This is a genomic window from Streptosporangium sp. CA-135522, from assembly GCF_050949235.1.
Taxonomy (GTDB): Bacteria; Actinomycetota; Actinomycetes; order Streptosporangiales; family Streptosporangiaceae; genus Streptosporangium.
This window is the reverse complement of record NZ_CP192026.1, coordinates 8,593,934-8,611,737: the sequence shown is the minus strand read 5'-3', so window position 1 is coordinate 8,611,737 and position 17,804 is coordinate 8,593,934. Positions and strand designations below refer to the sequence as shown.

Genomic DNA, 17,804 nt, shown 5'->3' with positions numbered 1-17,804 from the left:
GTGGCCGATGTGTAATTTCTGATCGTTTGCTTGAATAGCGCGCTCTGAACCGCCGGTCCTGGCCCTGCCATGGCTTCGGTGCGGGATGGGGCAACGCGATGGCCTCGGCTGTCGCGCTGACGGTTCGGAGGGTGACGGCGTATGCGCCGGAGTTCGTCATGGTCGCGTTCGGCCGGCCGTAAGGCTGGGATGACGGTGGCACTCACGACGGCGCTGATGCCGGGATTACCGTTGTTCCAGGCGCTTCCGGTGACCGCCGCGGTGCAAGCGGCCGTATCGGTTCAGGGCGCCGCTGATTCGCCGAAGCAATTGACCGGTTCGGCGGCGGGTCTGCCGTCACTTGTGGGGGCGGACCGCACGTCGACAACGACGCAGACGAAGGACTCCTCGCCATAGGTCAAGCCGCCGGAGAAGGCCCTGCCGCTCGAAGGCCGGTTCGTGAAGGAGCCGGCGCCTCGCCGGACGGCGCCCCCGCCCTCGTCGAAGACGAAAAGTCAGGCCAAGTCACAGGCGCAATCAGCGGTGACGGCATCGGCGACGGCGACGTCATGGCCGGGCGGCGTTGTCGGCTTCAACTTCCAGGTCTGTGACAGCCCGTCAATGTCAGGGAATTGTTTGTCCTCCGACGACTACGGTCAGAGCTGTTGCGGATTGTCCGGCCAGTGGAAGTCGCCCGAAGGAATGTTGGCATGGGGCCAGGAGTACCGGTGGCGGGTGTATGCCACGGACGCTCCCACCATCGGCGGGCAGGGAGCCCACTCCTCGATGCGTTCGTTCATCGTGGGAGTGCGTCAGCCGTCGATCACCTCGAACCTGTCGGCACGGGGGATCGACGGTCAGGAGTTCTTTCAGTCCACCGGCAACTACACGACCGCCTTCACCGATGTCTCGGTCAAGACCGCGGGGCCGCCTCTGTCGGTGCGCTCCTACAACACCATGGACCCGTGGCGGGACAGCGCGTTCGGGGCGGGCTGGTCGACCCGCTTCGACATGCGGATCGTGCCGGAGACGATCCGCGGTTTTGAGGCTCTCCTGGTGATCTACCCGGATGGGTACACGGTGCGGTTTGCCGACAAGAAGGACGGGACCTTCCAGTCACCGCCGGGCATGTACGCCACCGTGGCCAAGGTTGTCGAGGGCGGCTGGCGGCTGATGGACAAACCGGCCACCTCGCCTATCGTCTCGGCCGACTCCAGCTACGACGGCGCCGGGATCGGCCTGTGCATCCCTGTCCGGCAACCCGCCGACGGCCGGCCCCTTGACATCGACACCCGCACCCGCAACATGCTGCTACGCGCGCTGCGCTGCCGGGGAGAACGCGGCTTCGCTCTCCTCACGCAAGGTTGGCGCACCCTGCAGGGCATCGCCGTCGGCCCCAGCAAGATCGGTGACATCGCCCGCGCCGCACTTGTCCTCACCCGTTTCGAGCAGGGCAGACTCATTTAAAAGTCGCTGAGATCACCTAGGTGACCATCCGGGTTCATGCCGCTGCGGACTGGGCGCTATGGGCCACGCCGGGGAAGCTGCACGATACGGGTGTTCGACAACCGCATCGACGTCGCCGCCCTGTTGAGGTGTCCTTTGCGTGGCATGTCGGGAAAGGCTGGATCGTTGAGTCGTTGCGGGCGGATGGTGCACGGAATCAGAATCCAGGCCTCCACGTCATGACGCCTGATGCTTGCGTCATGACGTGGAGTGGGCCTTGAGCCCATCGCAGGCCGTCGAGTTAATGATGATCTGGCTTATAATAGGTTTCCTCATCATTGATGGAGGCCTGTGTGGACAAGCCCGCGGAGATGTTCGACCGGGACTACGAGTGGTCCGAGCTGACACGCTTCGTCGGCTATCCGGGACCGGAGGCCGCGCTCGGCGTGGTGTCCGGGCGGCGGCGCCAGGGCAAGACGTTCCTGCTGGACGCGGTCTGCCGGGCGGCGGGCGGGTTCTACTTCGCCGCGACCGAGGCGACCGAGGCCGAGTCCCTGCACCAGTTCGGTACGGCGCTCGCCCGCCATCTCGGCGAACCGGCCCCTCGCAGGTTCGCGCACTGGGACGAGGCCGTCGAGGTGCTCATGACCATCGCCACCGCCGGGCCGATCCCCGTGGTCCTCGACGAGTTCCCCTACCTGGCCAAGGCCTCCCCACATCTCCCCTCTCTCATCCAGCGTGCTCTGGGCCCGCAGGGGCAGCGTCATGGCAGCCCGGTACGGCTGCTGCTGTGCGGGTCGGCGCTGTCCTTCATGGGCTCCCTGCTCGCGGGAAACGCCCCACTTCGCGGCCGTGCGAGCTTGGAGCTGGTCGTGCCCACCCTCGACTACCGGCTGGCCCGTGACTTCTGGGACATCGCCGACCCCGCTCTGGCGCTGCTCGTCAACGCCGTCGTCGGCGGCACCCCGGCCTACCATCGCGAGTTCACCCTCGGCGACACCCCCGCCGGCGTCGACGACTTCGGCCCGTGGGTGATCAGGAACGTGCTCAACCCCGGCCGTCCTCTGTTCCGCGAGGCCAGATTTCTCCTCGCCGAGGAGTCGGAGCTACGGGACACCGCCCTGTACCACGGCGTTCTGTCGGCGATCGCGAACGGCGACCACACGCGCGGTGGCATCGCCGGCTACCTGGGCCGTAAATCCACCGACCTGAGCCATGCCCTGACGATCCTGGAAGACGTCGGGATGATCGCCCGGGATCCCGACGCCTTCCATGGCAAGCGCTCCGCCTACCGCATCACCGAACCCATTCTCAGCTTCTACCACGCGATCATGAGGCCGGAATGGACGGACCTGGAACGCCCCGGTTACGCCCAACAGGTCTGGGACCGTTCGCAGACGACGTTCCGCAGCAAGGTCCTCGGCCCGCACTTCGAACACCTCGCCCGTACATGGGCCCGCTGGTACGCCGCCGCCGAGACCCTCGGTGGCCTGCGCACCCGCGTCGCCTCCGGCGTCCTGCCCGACCCGGCCGCCAAGGCCAGCCATGAGATCGACGTCGTCGTCTTCGGCCGTGACGACGACGGCCGAGAGGTCATCCTCGCGATCGGCGAGGCGAAGTGCGGCGACGTGATCGGCAGTGGTCGCCTCGAGCGCCTTGAGCGTCTCCGCGAGCTCCTCGTCCAGCGTGACGACCGGGCCACTCCGCAGACCCGGCTTCTGCTGTTCAGCGCAGCCGGTTTCATGCCCCAGATGCGGGAGATCGCCCAGGGTCGTGCGGACCTGCAGCTCGTCGACCTCGACCGCCTCTACGGGGACTCCTGAGGGCCACTGCTAGGCGAATCGCAGATGCACGGCAAGGCGGCGGCCGGGACCGGCGGCCTCGGCTCGCTCTGCGGCTGCCGGGAGTCCTGCCGGCGCGCTGCGGATCTCTTGCTCATATCGGTGGCGAGGCAAGACGCCGCCGGGTCGCGGACCGGCGCGCCGGAGCCGTCACCGGCTGGACCATTTCGGCGGAGGGGTGTTTCGCGATGGGCGACTCGGTGCAGGTTGTCCTGTGACGGCGGTCGCCGACAGGCCGCCCGGCCCGATGGACCGCCCGGTCTGACAGCTCGCCCGGTCTGACAGGCCGCCCGGTCTGGCGGGCCGTCCGACCCGACGGTCGAGATGCCGTACGGCGCGGCCGGAACGCGTGTCGCCCGCGTGATCCGCGTTCCCCGCTTTGGCGTCATCCGAGGTCATGTGCTCAAATATTAGGCGTTTGCAATTATTGCATTCGCGCATATTTGTCGAAGCCATCCAAGGGGGAGAAGTGCAGACGATCACTCTGAACAACGGGATCTCCATGCCGCAGCTCGGCTTCGGCGTGTTCCAGGTGCCCGAGGACGAGACGGCGCGGGCGGTGGCCGACGCGCTCGAAGCCGGTTATCGCAGCATCGACACCGCCGCGATCTACGGCAACGAGCGCGGCGTGGGCCAGGCGCTGGCCGCCTCCGGCCTGCCCCGCGACGATCTGTTCGTCACCACCAAGGTGTGGAACTCCGACCAGGGCTACGACTCCACCCTCACCGCCTTCGACACCAGCCTCGCCAAGCTGGGGCTCGACCATCTCGACCTGTATCTCATCCACTGGCCCACGCCGGCCAGGGACCTGTACGGCGAGACCTGGAAGGCGATGGAGAAGCTCCTGGCCGACGGCCGCGTCCGCGCCATCGGCGTGTCCAACTTCCAGCCCGCGCACCTGACGCGTCTCATCGAGGCGGCCGGGGTCATCCCGGCGGTCAACCAGATCGAGCTCCACCCGAACCTGCAGCAGGCCGAGCTACGTGAGTTCCACGCCCGGCACGGCATCGTCACCGAGGCGTGGAGCCCGCTGGCCCAGGCGGGCGTGCTGGAGGACCCGGTGGTCACCGAGATCGCCGGGCGGCATGGCAGGACCCCGGCCCAGGTCGTGCTGCGCTGGCACGTCCAGCTCGGCAACGTCGTGATCCCCAAGTCGGTCACCCCGGCACGGATCAGGGAGAACATCGACGTGTTCGACTTCGCCCTCACCGACGACGACATGAAGGCGATCGCCGGGCTGAACAAGGGTGCCCGCATCGGCCCGGACCCCGACACCTTCAACGCATGACTGGCCCTACCGCCCGTCGCCCTCCTCCGTGATCCGCTTGGCCAGCCAGTGGTAGGAGGCCTTCGGGGTGCGCTCGCCGGTGGTGAAGTCGACGTGCACCAGGCCGAAGCGCTGGTCATAGCCCTCGGCCCACTCGAAGTTGTCCAGCAGGGACCAGACGTAGTAGCCGCGCACGTCCACGCCCTCGGCGCGGGCCCGCTGGACGGCCTCGATGTGACCGTCGAGGTAGGCGATCCGGGCCTGGTCGTCGACCGTTCCGTCCGGGCCGGGCACGTCAGGCTGGGAGCAGCCGTTCTCGGTGACGTAGACAGGCGGGAGGGCGTCGCCGTACCGCGCCTTGAGGCCGGTCAGGAGCTCGCGCAGGCCGTCGGGGACGACGGGCCAGCCGAAGGCGGTGGTGGGGTGGCCGGTGACGCCGGCGTCGGTGAAGGGGAGGCCCTCGTCGGCTGGGGCGGCGATCCGGGTGGGGTTGTAGTAGTTGATGCCGATGCCGTCGAGGCGGGCGCCGATCAGGTCGAGGTCGCCGTCCCGGACGCAGTCGAGGGTCACGCCGTATGCCGACAAATCTGGATACCTTCCCAGAAGCACCGGGTCGTTGAACAGGCGGTTGTGCAGGGTGTCGTAGGCGTCGGCGGCGGCCAGGTCGGCGGGGTCGTCGGAGGCGGGCCAGACGGGGGTGCAGTTGTTGGTGATCAGCACCTTCTCCGCGCCCCGCTCGCGCAGCGCCGCCGTGGCCAGGCCGTGCCCGAGCAACTGGTGGTGGGCCACCGGGAGCGCGTCCAGGAACAGCGTCCTGCCCGGAGCATGGGTCCCCATGGCGTAGCCGAAGACCATGTGCACGAAGGGCTCGTTCAGGGTGATCCACATGGGGATCCGATCGGCGAGACGGTCGGCCACCACGGCGGCGTACTCGGCGAACCGGTAGGAGGTGTCGCGGTTGAGCCAGCCGCCCTCGTCCTCCAGGGCCTGCGGCAGGTCCCAGTGGAACAGCGTGGCCGCCGGGACGATCCCCCGGTCGCAGAGCGCGTCCGTCAGCCGGTCGTAGAAGTCCAGACCCGCCTGGTTGACCGGGCCCCTGCCATCGGGCTGGACGCGGGGCCAGGCGATGGAGAAGCGGTAGGAGTTCGCTCCCAGCCCGGCCATCAGCGCGACGTCCTCGGGCCAGCGGTGGTAGTGGTCGCAGCTCACGTCGCCGGTGTGCCCGTCGCGGACCCGGCCGGGCTCATGGGCGAAGGTGTCCCAGATCGACGGGCCCCGGCCGTCCTCGGCGACGGCGCCCTCGATCTGGTAGGACGCGGTAGCCGTACCCCAAAGGAACATCCTGACCTCCAGATTGTATGAGTGCGGCTCATGTTAGCCCCTGGCGGTCTTGTGTAGGGGATGATGGAGCGATGACGAACGTTTCCGGGGGGACGCTGCGCCGCCGCCCCGCCCAGCGGCGCAGCCTGGAACGGGTCGAGCGCATGCTGGACGAGTGCGCGCGGCTGCTGGACGAGGTGGGCTACGAAGCGCTGACGACCAAGGAGGTCGCGCGGCGCGCGGAGGTGCCGATCGGCACCTTCTATCAGTTCTTCCCGGACAAGCAGGGGCTGGTGCGGGCGCTGGCGCTACGCAACCTGGAGGCCTTCCTCGGCCGGGTGACCGCCCGGCTGTCGGCCGTGCGCCTGTCGGAGTGGACCGAGGTCGTGGACCTGGCGATCGACGAGTTCGTCGCGATGAAGCGGTCCACGCCGGGCTTCGCCGTCGTCGACTTCGGCGAGGTGTTGCCCTCTCCGGGCGGTCCGGCGATCAAGGGGACCGAGCGGATGCTCGACGCCGCGCTGGAGAACAACGTCATCGTCGCCGACCGGCTCCGCGCGATCACCATCGAGCTGCTCGGCGCCCCCATCGGGCCGAGCCTGGACCGGGCGCTGGTCGTCGCGGTCGAGGCCGCCGACGCCGTGCTCAAGCTCGCCTTCCGCGCCCGGCCCGACGGCGACCCCGAGCTGATCGCCGAATGCAAGCTCCTGGTCCGCCGCTACCTGTCCGACCACCTGCCCCCGGCCTGAACCGCCCGGCCGGAGGCCATCCGTCCGACCATCCGCCCGCCGGCCCCCGGCCTGAACCGCTCGGCCGATCACCTTCGAGCCGCTCGGGCGTCACCTGCCCGATCATCTTCGAGCCGGCCGGGCGTCACCTGTCCGACCGTCCGCCCGACCGTCCGCCTGTCCGGCCGCCCGCCTGTCTGCCCCGAGAGCGAGCCGCCGCCTCGGTGACCCGCCGTTCCTCCCGGCCCCGCGCCGCCGGGCGTCGGCGAATCGCCACACCCCCAGGGGCGTGGGCGTCAGGAACCACAGTTCCCCCATCGGTGTCATCGGACCGCGTCCAGACGGGCGCGGAGCTCGTCGTCGAGCTTGAGGTCCACGGCGCCGAGGGCCTCCTCCAGCTGGGCGAGGGAGCTCACGCCGACGATCGGGATCGTCGGGAGATCGCCGCCGATCAGCCAGGCCAGCACCACCTGGTTGACGGTCGCGCCGAGCTCACCCGCCACCTCGCGCAGTACGGCGAGCCCATGGGTCGTGCCCGGGTGGTCGTAGCCCTCCGGGATCGGCCGGTCCCGGCGGGTGTAGGCGCCGGCCATGAGCGTGTTGTACGCCCACAGGGTCACGTCCGGCTCGGAACGCAGATAGTCGATCATCTCGTCCTGCACGAGGACGTGTCCCGACTCCGCCAGCCTTACTCCCGGACGGGGCCTGAGGTAGGTGTGGCGCAGCTGCACCCTGGTGTAGGCGGGCCAGCCGTTGGCCCGCGACAGGGCGCGGGCCCGCTCCAGGCGCCAGGCCGCGACGTTGCTCGCGCCGATCTCGCGGACCTGGCCCGCCCCGACCAGCTCCGCGAAGGTGCCGAGGGTCTCCTCCAGGGGTACGGACCGGTCCTCGACGTGGGCCCAGTACACATCGACGTGGTCGGTCCCGAGCCTGCGCAGGCTGCCCTCGACGGCCGACCTGATCGCGACGGCGGACAGCCCCTCGGCCGAGTCCAGGGTCCGGTCGCCGGGGACCGTCGGCCGGGCGCCGCACTTGGTGCTCAGCACGACCCGGTCCCGGTTGCCACGGGCGGCCAGCCAGCGGCCGATGGCCAGCTCGCTCTCGTCGCCGGTGGCGCCCTCGTTCCAGAAGGGGTAGTTGTTCGCGGTGTCCAGCAGCGTGCCGCCGGCGTCGACGAACCGGTCCAGGATCGCGAAGGTCGTCTCGTCGTCCAGGGAGGTGCCGAAGGGGATGGTGCCCAGGGCCAGGGGAAGATCGGTCATGGGATCAACCCTGCAGTCTGGAGCCCACTCCAGGTCAAGCCGGAGCATTTCGCTTGACCTGGAGTGGGCTCCAGGTGGGATGCTGCCACGCGTGAGCGTCTACACACCGGGACAGGTGGCCGAGGAGACCGGATTCAGCCTCGACACCCTGCGCTACTACGAGCGGATCGGGTTGCTGGAGCCCATCGGCCGCAACGCGGCCGGGCAGCGACGGTTCACCCAGGACGACATCGGCTGGCTCGGCATGATCCGCTGCCTGCGGGACACCGGGATGCCGATCGCGGAGATGATCCGCTTCGCGGAGCTGGTCCGGACGGGCGAGCACACGATCCGTGACCGGATCGCGCTGCTCGACGCCCACGACCGGCGGGTCGAGGCTCAGGTGGCGAACCTGCGCGAGAAGCAGAGGGCGATCCGAAACAAGATCAATTACTATCGTGCGGTGGTTGATTAGAAGCCGTACGGCCGCTTTGCCCCAGGACAGCCGCCCCTTTTCAGTCCTGCTGTTAGACCGGTGGACAGTGACCGGCAGCAGGATCGGGGGAGGGGCCCATGGCCGCCGCACCACGGGCGCGCCGGATCAACATTCCACTCCGGCGTGTCGCTCTGGTGTGCGGGGTGATGCTGTTCGCCCTGCTCGCGAAGGTGTCCTACCTCCAGACGTTCGGCGCCGACCGGCTCAGCGCGGACCCGCGCAACCACCGAAAGATGATCACACGCTTCGACGACCCCAGGGGCGAGATCCTGCTCCGCGACGACACGGTCATCGCGACCAGCGAGGAGAACGAGGGCGGCGCGTTCCGGTATCGGCGGGTCTACCCTCAGGGCCCGCTCTACGCTCCGGTGACCGGGCACATCTCGATCTACGGCGAGAGCGGCATCGAGGCGGCCGAGGACGCCGTGCTGGTCGGCGCCGACGCCGGGGTGAAGGTGTGGTCGCTGGTGAACGGCGCCGAGAACGGGGCCACGATCAGGCTCACCATCGACGGCCGGGCACAGCGGGCCGCCTACGAGGCGTTGCGCGCCACCGGGCTGCCCGGGGCCGCCGTGGCGATCAACCCCAACACCGGCGCGATCCTGGCGATGGCGTCCTTCCCCTCCTACGACCCCAACCTCTACACGACCTTCGACGGCGCTCGGCTCGACAAGGTGGACAGGCGGCTGCAGGGCGATCCCGGCAACCCGCTGCTGAACCGGGCGATCCAGCGGAACTACCCACCGGGATCCGCCTTCAAGATCGTCACCAGCGCGGCGGCACTCGGCTCGGGAAGATACAGCCCGACCACCAGGGTCGACGCGCCCACCACGCTCCGCCTTCCCGGCACCGGCACCTACCTGCGCAACTCGGGCGGAGCGGCCTGCGGCGACGGCAACCCGCCGCTGGCCTACGCCTTCAAGACCTCGTGCAACACCCCGTTCGCGAAGATCGGCCTCGATCTCGGCCAGGACGCGCTGCGCGAGCAGGCCGAGGCGTTCGGCTTCGGCGCCGACGACCTCACCGTCCCCATGCCCGTGGCCAGGAGCGTGTATCCGTCGAGAATGGACCGGGCACAGACCGCGATGTCGGCGCTGGGACAGTTCGACGACCGGGCCACCCCGCTCATGATCGCGATGATCTCGGCGGCGGTCGCCAACGACGGCCTGCTGATGCGCCCGTACCTGGTGCAGGAGGTCCGCCTCTCCGACGGCACGACGGTCAGCGAAGCCGATCCGTCGTGGTATCGGCGCACGCTCGACGAGGACGCGGCCAACCGGATCACCGCGATGATGGTCACCGTCACCCAGCCCGGTGGCACCGGTACGGCCGCCGCCATCCCGGGCATCGACGTCGCGGCCAAGACCGGCACCGCCGAGAACGCCGCCTCCGGGCAGGATCACGCCGTCATCACCGCCTTCGCCCCGGCGGCCAACCCCCGGGTGGCCGTGGGAGTCCTGGTCGAGCGCGGCGGATTCGGCGGCCGGGTGGCGGCGCCCATCGCCAAGGCCGTCCTGCGGGCCGTACTGGAGGATTCGGACTGAGTGGTGCCGGGCTCCACCGGATCCCCGGGGCCGTCCCGCGAGCCGTACCGGAGGATCCGGGGTGAACGGATGGGGCCCCGCCGGATCACGTGGCCCCGTCGCGGACTCGGGTCCGGCGGGAGCGAGCCTCGCCGGGCCGTCGTGTCGCGGGGGCTCAGCCCGCGTAGGCGCTGGCCTGCAGGCCGTAGAGGTCGGCGTAGAGGCCGTTGACCCGGATGAGCTGGTCGTGGGTGCCCTCCTCGGTGACCTTGCCGTGGTCCAGGACGTAGATCCGGTCGGCGTAGCGGACGCTGGCCAGCCGATGGGTGATCAGCAGGACGGTGCGGCCGTCGGCATGCCGCCGGATGCGCTCGAAGAGGGCGTGCTCGGCACGGGCGTCGAGGGCGGCGGTGGGCTCGTCGCAGATCAGCAGGGGGGCGTCCCGGTGAAAGCCGCGAGCGACCGCGATCCGCTGCCACTGGCCGCCGGACAGCTCCTGACCGTCCTTGAACCGCCGGTCGAGCAGGGTGTCGTAGCCGAGGGGCAACTCGGCGACGACCTGGTCGGCGCCCGCCACCTCCGCCGCCGCGGCCAGCACGTGCTCTCCCTTGTCGGCGCCCATGCTGATGTTGTGCCTGGCGGTCAACGGCCAGCGCGTGTGGTCCTGGGCGATGACCGCGATGCGGTGCCGCAGCTGGTCGGGGTCGACGTCGGTGAGGTCGGTGTCGTCCCACCGGACGTGCCCGCCGTCCGGCTCGTAGAGGCCCGACAGGATCTTGGCCAGCGTGGTCTTGCCAGAGCCGTTCTCGCCGACGAGGGCGATCACCTCGCCCCGGTCGATGCGGACGGACACCCCCTGGAGGGCGGGGATGCTGGAGCCGGGATAGGTGAAGACCAGGTCCTCGGCGGTGATCCGTTCGAACGTCTCGGGAGCCCGCCCGGAGGGCCCGGTGTCCATCCGGCGCTCCGCGTCGGCGCAGAAGTCGAGGAAGTCGGTGAAGTAGAGGCCCTCCTCGTAGAGGCGGTTGGTGGCGAACATCAGGTTGGCGAGATACGACTGGCCCGAGCGGATCGCCAGCACGGCCGTGCCCGCCACCGCCAGCGGCACCGCGCCCACCGCCAGCAGGACGCCCAGGGCGACGTAGACGACGGCCGTCCCGACCCCGCCGAGTGCCTCGCCGACGATCCGCGCGAACGTCTGCCGGCGCGCCAGCTTCAGCAGGACGGACTGCTCGGCTGTGGCCACGGCGTCGTACATTCGCATCAGGAAGCCCCGCATGGTGAACGAACGCACCTCGGCGGCCGGCTCGCGCTCCGCCAGCAGCTCCGCGATGATCCACTTGCGGCGGCTGGCGGGGATCAGCGCGTACATCGTGGTGTAGCGCATCCGTGCCGAGCGGATCGCGGCCCACGCGTCCGGCACCACAGCCAGCACCAGCAGCGGCAGGAGCACCGGGTGAAGCACTCCGAGCACACCCGCCGCCGCGATGATCCCGATGATCGCGGTCAGCACGTTGATGGTCGTGCCGACCACCACGTCCGCCATGGCCACCCCGCGTGACCTGGCCCGCTGGAGCGCGTCGTGGAAGTCCGGGTCGTCGAAGGCGGCCAGGCCGACCCGGCTGGTCAGTCCGTACAGCCGCTCCTCGGCGATCCGGCTGACCTGCGGGTCCAGCCGGGACTGCGCCCAGCCCGCGCCCGCCTGCATCAGCGTGCGCAGGGTGCCGGCCACGCCCACCACGATCAGGCTGGGCAGGGCGGCCATCACCCGTTCCGGAGTGGGGCCCGCCGCGAACAGAGCCGACAGCACCCCGGTCGTGGCGAGCAGCCCGAACGCGGTGAAAACGCCGCCGAGCAGGCTCAGAATGATCGCGGTGGCGGTGTCACGGGGGCTGGCCAGCCATGCCAGCCGTACGGCCTGCGACACCAGCGCGGGCAGCCGCCGCGCGATGGCCAGGAAGCCGATTCCGGTCATCTTGCCGACGTGGGCGTGCCATTCGGAGAGGTTGAGCTCGCCGAGCTCGGGAGCGGGTTCGTGGGAGGTGTCCTCCATGGTCGCGGTGCGGGAAACAGGTTTCTGGGGAGTGTCCGCCATGGGTGCAGTGTGAATCGCCGCACTGACAATCCGCCATCGGATGGCCGCGTACGGTCAGCCCCGGCCCGCCATCGGATGGCCGCGTACGGTCAGCCCCGGCCTGCCGCCGTGGGAGCGCTCCGTGCCGCGGGCCGGGCGCGGGTTCGCGGTGGCGAGCTTGGAATACCGGCGGGCCGGCGCGGGTGGCGGCTGGCGGCTGGCCGTACACCTTCCTCGACGTCGCCGCCGCCTCCGGATCCGCCTGACTCGCCGGGCCGCCTGGAACGCCGGCACTCCCATCGCGTGTGAAGGCGACGCGATAACGCGTCGGGCGCGGCCCCGGTAATCCGAGCGCGTGTGAAGGCGACGCGACAACGCGTCGGGCGCGGCCCCGGTAATCCGAGCGTGCGAAATGGGGCTAAGCCTGGGCACGGCACGGTAATTGGTGTCACACTTTCTGTGACGGCTGGCCCGCGACCTCCCCTAAGAGCCGATGACACAGGACACCGCACACGCTTCCCTCACCGGCGGCAACCTTCCCCTCGAACCCAATGCCTTCGTCGGCCGTGAAGGCGACGTGGAGGAGCTGGTCGAGTTGCTGGGCGTCGCCCGGTTGGTGACCCTGTGCGGGGCGGGGGGCATCGGCAAGAGCAGGCTGGCGATCCGGGTGGCGACCCAGGTGGCGGCGGAGTTCTCCGGGGGCGTCTGGCTGGTGGAGCTGGCCGAGGCCGTGCGCGGTGAGCTGATCGCGCCCCGCGTGGCCACCGTGCTCGGAGTGAAGGCCGAGCCGCCGCGCCCGCTGGCGGACACGCTGATCGACGCCCTCGGCGACCGGAGCCTGCTGCTGATCATCGACAACTGCGAGTCGCTCATCGAGGAGTCCGCCCGGTTCTGCCGGGCGGTGCTCACCGTCTGCCCGAACGTGCGCGTGCTCACCACCAGCCGCGAGCCGCTTCGGGTGGCGGGGGAGACCGTGTGGCGGGTGCCGCCGCTCTCGCTGCCCCGCACCGGTGTCGAGGACCTCGCCGGCAGTGAGGCCGTGCGGCTCTTCGTCGACCGGGCCACCGCCGCCTCGCGCGGCTTCGCCGTCACCGAGCACAACGCCGCCGACATCGCCAGCCTGTGCGAGGCGCTCGACGGGATGCCCCTGGCCATCGAGCTGGCCGCCGCGCTGTGCAGGGTGCTGACGGTGGAGCAGATCCACGCCCGGATCAGGGACCGGTTCCGGCTGCTGTCCACCGGTGACAGGATGGCCCCGGCCAGGCACCAGACGCTCCGCGCGACCGTCGACTGGAGCTACCAGCAGCTCATGGAGCCCGAGCGGATCCTGCTGCGAAGGCTGGCGGTGTTCACCGGGGGGTGGACGCTGGACATGGCCGAGCAGGTCTGCGCGGGCGACGGCCTGTGGGCCGAAGACGTCCTGAGCGTGCTGTGCGACCTGGTCGACAAGTCCCTTGTGCTGGCCGACGCCGAGGTCGCGGGCGAGACGCGCTACCGGATGCTGGAGACGATCCGCCAGTACGCCGCCGAGCAGCTCGACACCTCCGGCGAGGAGGCCGCGCTGCGGCGGCGGCACCGGGATCACATGATCGAGATCGCCGGCCGCATTCACCGGACGATCGTCCGGCGTCCCCGCCCGGCCTGGACGGAGATCTGCCCGATGCTGGTCCTGCTGGACGAGCTGCAGGCCAACGTGTGGGCGGCGGTGCGCTGGTCGGCCGAGGCGGGCGACCCGGAGAGCGCCCTGCGCCTGCTGGTCCTGCTCCGCTGGCCGACCATCGCCGGCGGCAGGTTCACCCCCGCCGACGAGTGGCTCGACCGCCTGCTCGCGGTGGAGCCTGCGGAGCTGACGCCGAGCATGCGCGGTGACGCCCTCGCGCTGCGCGGACAGGTCGCCTTCGGGCAGGGCGACCCCGACACCGCACAGGTCGCCTGCACCGCCGCGGCCGAGCTGTGCCGGACGACGGAGCTGCACGGGCCGCTGAGCGGGGCGCTCGCCATCCTCGCCTGGGTGGCCATCTACCAGCGCCGGCCGGAGCGGGCCAGGTCCTTCCTGGACGAGGCGCTGGAGGCGGTGCGCAGGGTCGACGATCCATGGCACGAGATGGTGATCCGTTCCATGGAGGGGACGTTCGCGCTGTCGGAGGGGCGGGCCAAGGAGTCGCAGCGCTCCTTCGAGGCCGCGCTGGCCATCGCGCACGAGCTCGACAACCACTGGGCGGCCCCGGTCGCGCTCATCGGCCTGGCCCAGGTCGCCTGGCTCCGCGGAGACCTGGCGGAGGCCCGCGCCTACTACGAGCAGGCACTCGACCTGCTCCAGGACATCACGGCCCACTGGCAGACCATCACCTGCCTGTCGGGCCTGGGCCGGATCGCCCTGGCCCAGGGCGATCTCGTCACCGCGCGCGTCAGGCTGATAGAGAGCCTGCGGCTGTGCCAGGGGACGGGCCAGCGGCTCGGTGTGGCCCGGCGGATCGAGACGCTCGCGCAGCTCGCGCTGGCCGAAGAGGACGACCGCCGGGCCGTCCGCCTCGCCGGGGCCTCCGCCGCGATCCGCAGCGCGATGAGCGGCGCCATCCTGCCGTCCGGCTTCGGCGCGCGAATGGAGGAGCTGCTCCAGCCCGCCCGGATGCGGCTCGGCGACGCGCTGGTCGCCCAGCTGTGGGCGCACGGCCAGGAGATGTCCCAGGACCAGGCGGTCCGCTACGCGTTGCAGGGCGACGAGCAGTCCGACGCCCCCATGATGGTGGGCAGGCACCCGGTCGCCGCACCGCTCACCACGCTCACCGGCCGGGAGTGGGAGATCGCCGAACTGATCGCCCGGGGGCTGAGCAACAAGGCCATCGCCGACGAGCTGGTGATCAGCCCAGCGACCGCGGCCCGGCACGTGGCCAACATCCTGGCGAAGCTCGGCTTCTCCTCGCGCACCCAGGTGGCCACCTGGGTCATCGAGCAGAACCGCGGCTGAGGCGCCCGCCGATCCCGGCCCTGGACCTGTCCCGCCGTCCGGTGCCCGCGCGACGGTCCCACCACCCGCCGTCCGGCGCCCGCGCGTCGGTTCCGCTGTCCGGTGCCTACACATGGGCCCTACACATCGGGGGCCGCATAGATACATCTCGGGATACGCACTCCGGAGCATGCGCCGTCACCTCTGTCCGCCGTACGTTTCCATCGTGTTCGACCGACGACGCCCAGCCTTCCGCACCGCCCCCGCCTCGGCGGCGGTCCGGTACGGCAGGCCCACACCATCCCCGGCGTCTCGGTCGAGCACACCGGGAACGTCGCGTGTCCTTCCCAACGGCCGAGGTCTCCTCGGAGGGGTGGGGACCAAAGGCCACGGGCCACGCGACAGCGGGCCCGAGTCGCGCAGGGCTCGGGCCCGCCTTCCAGGGGGGACCGGGTGCCGAATACACACTCATCTACATACATCTGCCGATGCCCGGGCGAAGAGGCCGGCCGTACCGTCGGCGAAATGAGACCCACCTCGTCCATCAAGGGCACCGTCACCGAGGCGGTGTTCGGTTGCGCGCACGAGCGTGGTGACCGGCCCGCGCTGATCGACCTCGGCGCGGGAGTGGTGTACGGCTATCGCCGCCTGGCCGACGAGGTGACGCGCGGAGCCTCCGGGCTGGTGCGCAGGGGCGCCCGGCAGTGCCAGGTGTCGGGGATCCACGTCGACAACGCCGCCGCGCAGACCCTGGCGGTGCACACCGTCATCGCGGCCGGTGGGGTGGCGGCGCCGATCCCGTTTCCGAGCGGTGAGACGGCCGGGCTGCTGGCCCGGTGGGACGCGCGGCTGCTCATCACGACTCCCGAGCTGGCCGAGACGTCGCTGCAGGCCGCAGAGGCGTCCAGGGTCCGCCAGGTGATCGCGTTCGGCCAGGCGCGCGACACCGTCGACTTCGCCGACCTGCTGCTGCTCGACCCTGGCCCGCTGCCCCTGTTCGACCCGTCCGTCCAGCCCGCGCTGCTGACCGAGGACGAGGGCCTGCTCACCCATAGCGACCTGATCGTGCGAATGCACGAGATGGACAAGGGTGCGGCGTTGGAGAAGTCCGACGTCCTCCTGGTGACCTGGCCCCTGGCCTGCGCCCTGGCGATGACGACCCTGGTCGGACTGGCACTGATGCGCGGCGCGCTGGTGGTGGTGGCTCCCGGCCTGTCGCCCGCCGAGCTCTCGGCGACCATCCATGACTTCGGGGTCACCGTCATGGCCCTGCTCGACGGGACCGTTCAGCGGGTCTAGCCGTACGGCCTGCGCGAGCGCCGTTGCCGGGCGTGGACGCCGGGGATCTGGACCAGGGCGTGTCCCGTGGATCATTGGACCAGGGGCGGGACCGCGAGCCGGAGGCGGGCGGCGGCGCCGCGAGACGTCGCGGGTGATCGCCGGGCGGTCACGGCGGCCGGGGATCCACGAGGTATGGCAGGCGGAGCTGGGCGGGATGCGTGCGCGGCTGGTACGGGATGCGTAGAAGTTATCCGCGCATGCCTTGACGCCGCTCGGTGACAAGTGGGTTGATTGATCTACTGACAACGTTGTCATCGTGCTCGGGGGATTCTGTGGAACCTCGACCCCGAAGGGACGGGAAGCTATGCGACGACGGTGGATGACGGCCGTCGCGGTCACCGTGGCAGGCCTGCTCACCCTGACCGCTTGTGGCGACGGCGGCGGTGGCGCCGCGCAAGGTCCGCAGGCCGACGGAAAGAAGAAGGTCGAGGTCTTCTCCTGGTGGACGGGACCGGGTGAGGCCGACGGCCTGAAGGCCATGAAAGAGATCTTCGAGAAGCGCAACCCCGGCCTGACGTTCTTCGACGCGGCCGTGGCGGGTGGCTCCGGTGACAAGGCGCGTGCGCTGCTGGCCACCAAGTTGCAGGCCGACACCCCGCCGGACACCTTCCAGGGGCACGCGGGCGCCGAGTTGCAGGGCTACATCAAGGCCGGTGACCTGGAGCCGGTCAACTTCCTCTATGACGAGCTGAAGTTGAAGGAGGTCTTCCCGCAGCAGCTGATCGACCAGATCAGTGTGGAGGGGAAGATCTACTCGGTCCCGGTCAACATCCACCGCTCCAACGTGATGTGGTTCAACCCCGCCGTGCTCAAGGAGGCGGGTGTCACCGAGGTGCCCAAGACGATCGAGGAGTTCGTCGCGGCGCTGGAGAAGGTCAAGCAGAAGGGCAAGGTCCCGCTGGCGATCGGCTCCGAGTGGACGATGGTGCACCTGCTGGAGAGCGTGCTGCTCGGCTCGCTCGGCACCGAGGCCTACAACCAGCTCTGGACCGCGAAGTCCGACTGGTCGGGCCCGGCGATGACCAAGGCGCTGAACGACTTCAAGACGATCCTGTCCTACGCCGGAGACCCCGCCGACGACTGGCAGCCCGCGGCCAAGCAGGTGGCCGACGGCCAGGCGGCGTTCACCATCATGGGCGACTGGGCCTACGGCTACTTCCACAACCCGCCGGACGGCGGCCTGGGCAAGAAGTCCAAGGTCGACTTCGACTGGGCGCCCTCGCCCGGCACCGGCGGCACCTTCATGTGGCTGTCGGACAGCTTCACCCTGCCCAAGGGAGCGCCGAACCGGGACGGGGCGGTGGCATGGCTGAAGGTGGCCGCGAGCAAGGAGGGCCAGGACGCCTTCAATCCCAAGAAGGGCTCCATCCCGGCCCGCAAGGACGCCGACACCTCCCTCTACACCGACTACCTCGCCGACGCGCTGAAGGACTGGGGGAGCAACAAGCTCGCCGGGTCCATCCAGCACGGCGTCAACGTCAACGACGCCTGGCGTGTCTCGATCAACGAGGCCGTCGGCCTGTTCCACACCGACAAGGACGTGGCCACGCTCCAGGCCTCGCTGGCCGAGGCCGCCAAGAACTCCGGTCAGTGATGTCCGG

12 protein-coding genes are annotated in these 17,804 nt (G+C 70.2%); 9 read left to right on the top strand and 3 right to left on the bottom strand.

Annotation, left to right across the window (positions count from 1 at the left end; genetic code table 11):
- The first annotated feature begins 714 nt into the window (after positions 1 to 714).
- From ACQPYK_RS40565 to ACQPYK_RS40555, 3 genes are all read left to right on the top strand, one after another.
- Positions 715 to 1,446 carry a DUF6531 domain-containing protein gene (locus ACQPYK_RS40565; RefSeq protein WP_433243839.1) on the top strand — a complete coding sequence of 244 codons (732 nt, stop codon included), beginning with the start codon at positions 715 to 717 and terminating at the stop codon, positions 1,444 to 1,446.
- Between the two features lie 332 nt (positions 1,447 to 1,778).
- Positions 1,779 to 3,248 (top strand): AAA family ATPase, encoded by a 1,470-nt coding sequence (locus ACQPYK_RS40560; protein WP_433243836.1) that lies wholly within the window; start codon positions 1,779 to 1,781, stop codon positions 3,246 to 3,248.
- 520 nt (positions 3,249 to 3,768) lie between these two features.
- Positions 3,769 to 4,554, top strand: coding sequence for an aldo/keto reductase (locus ACQPYK_RS40555; protein ID WP_433259061.1), 786 nt, complete (start codon positions 3,769 to 3,771; stop codon positions 4,552 to 4,554).
- 6 nt (positions 4,555 to 4,560) lie between these two features.
- Here ACQPYK_RS40555 and ACQPYK_RS40550 read toward each other — a convergent pair whose 3' ends face one another.
- Positions 4,561 to 5,874, bottom strand: a complete 1,314-nt coding sequence (locus ACQPYK_RS40550) for a GH1 family beta-glucosidase (RefSeq protein WP_433243833.1) — start codon at positions 5,872 to 5,874, stop codon at positions 4,561 to 4,563.
- A gap of 71 nt (positions 5,875 to 5,945) precedes the next feature.
- Between ACQPYK_RS40550 and ACQPYK_RS40545 the strand changes: the two genes are divergently transcribed.
- On the top strand, positions 5,946 to 6,602 hold the full coding sequence (locus ACQPYK_RS40545; protein WP_433243830.1) for a TetR/AcrR family transcriptional regulator: 657 nt from the start codon (positions 5,946 to 5,948) through the stop codon (positions 6,600 to 6,602).
- A 302-nt stretch (positions 6,603 to 6,904) separates the two neighbouring features.
- Here the strand turns inward: ACQPYK_RS40545 and ACQPYK_RS40540 are convergent, their stop codons facing one another.
- The gene (locus ACQPYK_RS40540; RefSeq protein WP_433243827.1) at positions 6,905 to 7,843 is read right to left on the bottom strand and encodes an aldo/keto reductase; all 939 of its coding nucleotides are present in this window, start codon (positions 7,841 to 7,843) and stop codon (positions 6,905 to 6,907) included.
- A gap of 79 nt (positions 7,844 to 7,922) precedes the next feature.
- Here ACQPYK_RS40540 and ACQPYK_RS40535 point away from each other — a divergent pair, with 79 nt between their 5' ends.
- Positions 7,923 to 8,297 (top strand): MerR family transcriptional regulator, encoded by a 375-nt coding sequence (locus ACQPYK_RS40535; protein ID WP_433243824.1) that lies wholly within the window; start codon positions 7,923 to 7,925, stop codon positions 8,295 to 8,297.
- A gap of 98 nt (positions 8,298 to 8,395) precedes the next feature.
- Positions 8,396 to 9,862, top strand: coding sequence for a peptidoglycan D,D-transpeptidase FtsI family protein (locus tag ACQPYK_RS40530; protein ID WP_433243821.1), 1,467 nt, complete (start codon positions 8,396 to 8,398; stop codon positions 9,860 to 9,862).
- Positions 9,863 to 10,016: 154 nt separating this feature from the next.
- Here the strand turns inward: ACQPYK_RS40530 and ACQPYK_RS40525 are convergent, their stop codons facing one another.
- Positions 10,017 to 11,894 (bottom strand): ABC transporter ATP-binding protein, encoded by a 1,878-nt coding sequence (locus tag ACQPYK_RS40525; protein WP_433259059.1) that lies wholly within the window; start codon positions 11,892 to 11,894, stop codon positions 10,017 to 10,019.
- A gap of 514 nt (positions 11,895 to 12,408) precedes the next feature.
- On the opposite strand from ACQPYK_RS40525, the gene ACQPYK_RS40520 reads away from it, so the two are divergent.
- The 3 genes from ACQPYK_RS40520 to ACQPYK_RS40510 all read left to right on the top strand — a co-directional run bounded on the left by ACQPYK_RS40520 (position 12,409) and on the right by ACQPYK_RS40510 (position 17,797).
- Positions 12,409 to 14,883 carry an ATP-binding protein gene (locus ACQPYK_RS40520; RefSeq protein WP_433243818.1) on the top strand — a complete coding sequence of 825 codons (2,475 nt, stop codon included), beginning with the start codon at positions 12,409 to 12,411 and terminating at the stop codon, positions 14,881 to 14,883.
- Positions 14,884 to 15,387: 504 nt separating this feature from the next.
- Positions 15,388 to 16,161, top strand: a complete 774-nt coding sequence (locus tag ACQPYK_RS40515; RefSeq protein WP_433243815.1) for an AMP-binding protein — start codon at positions 15,388 to 15,390, stop codon at positions 16,159 to 16,161.
- 346 nt (positions 16,162 to 16,507) lie between these two features.
- The gene (locus tag ACQPYK_RS40510) at positions 16,508 to 17,797 is read left to right on the top strand and encodes an ABC transporter substrate-binding protein (RefSeq protein WP_433243812.1); all 1,290 of its coding nucleotides are present in this window, start codon (positions 16,508 to 16,510) and stop codon (positions 17,795 to 17,797) included.
- Positions 17,798 to 17,804 lie beyond the last annotated feature (7 nt).

Bases quoted from the DNA above. Each gene is read 5' to 3' on its own strand.
- ACQPYK_RS40525 (WP_433259059.1), bottom strand. From the start codon at position 11,894: ATGGAGGACACCTCCCACGAACCCGCTCCCGAGCTCGGCGAGCTCAAC.
- ACQPYK_RS40515 (WP_433243815.1), top strand. From the start codon at position 15,388: ATGAGACCCACCTCGTCCATCAAGGGCACCGTCACCGAGGCGGTGTTC.
- ACQPYK_RS40545 (WP_433243830.1), top strand. From the start codon at position 5,946: ATGACGAACGTTTCCGGGGGGACGCTGCGCCGCCGCCCCGCCCAGCGG.
- ACQPYK_RS40535 (WP_433243824.1), top strand. From the start codon at position 7,923: ATGCTGCCACGCGTGAGCGTCTACACACCGGGACAGGTGGCCGAGGAG.
- ACQPYK_RS40550 (WP_433243833.1), bottom strand. From the start codon at position 5,874: ATGTTCCTTTGGGGTACGGCTACCGCGTCCTACCAGATCGAGGGCGCC.
- ACQPYK_RS40530 (WP_433243821.1), top strand. From the start codon at position 8,396: ATGGCCGCCGCACCACGGGCGCGCCGGATCAACATTCCACTCCGGCGT.
- ACQPYK_RS40520 (WP_433243818.1), top strand. From the start codon at position 12,409: ATGACACAGGACACCGCACACGCTTCCCTCACCGGCGGCAACCTTCCC.
- ACQPYK_RS40540 (WP_433243827.1), bottom strand. From the start codon at position 7,843: ATGACCGATCTTCCCCTGGCCCTGGGCACCATCCCCTTCGGCACCTCC.
- ACQPYK_RS40555 (WP_433259061.1), top strand. From the start codon at position 3,769: ATGCCGCAGCTCGGCTTCGGCGTGTTCCAGGTGCCCGAGGACGAGACG.
- ACQPYK_RS40510 (WP_433243812.1), top strand. From the start codon at position 16,508: ATGCGACGACGGTGGATGACGGCCGTCGCGGTCACCGTGGCAGGCCTG.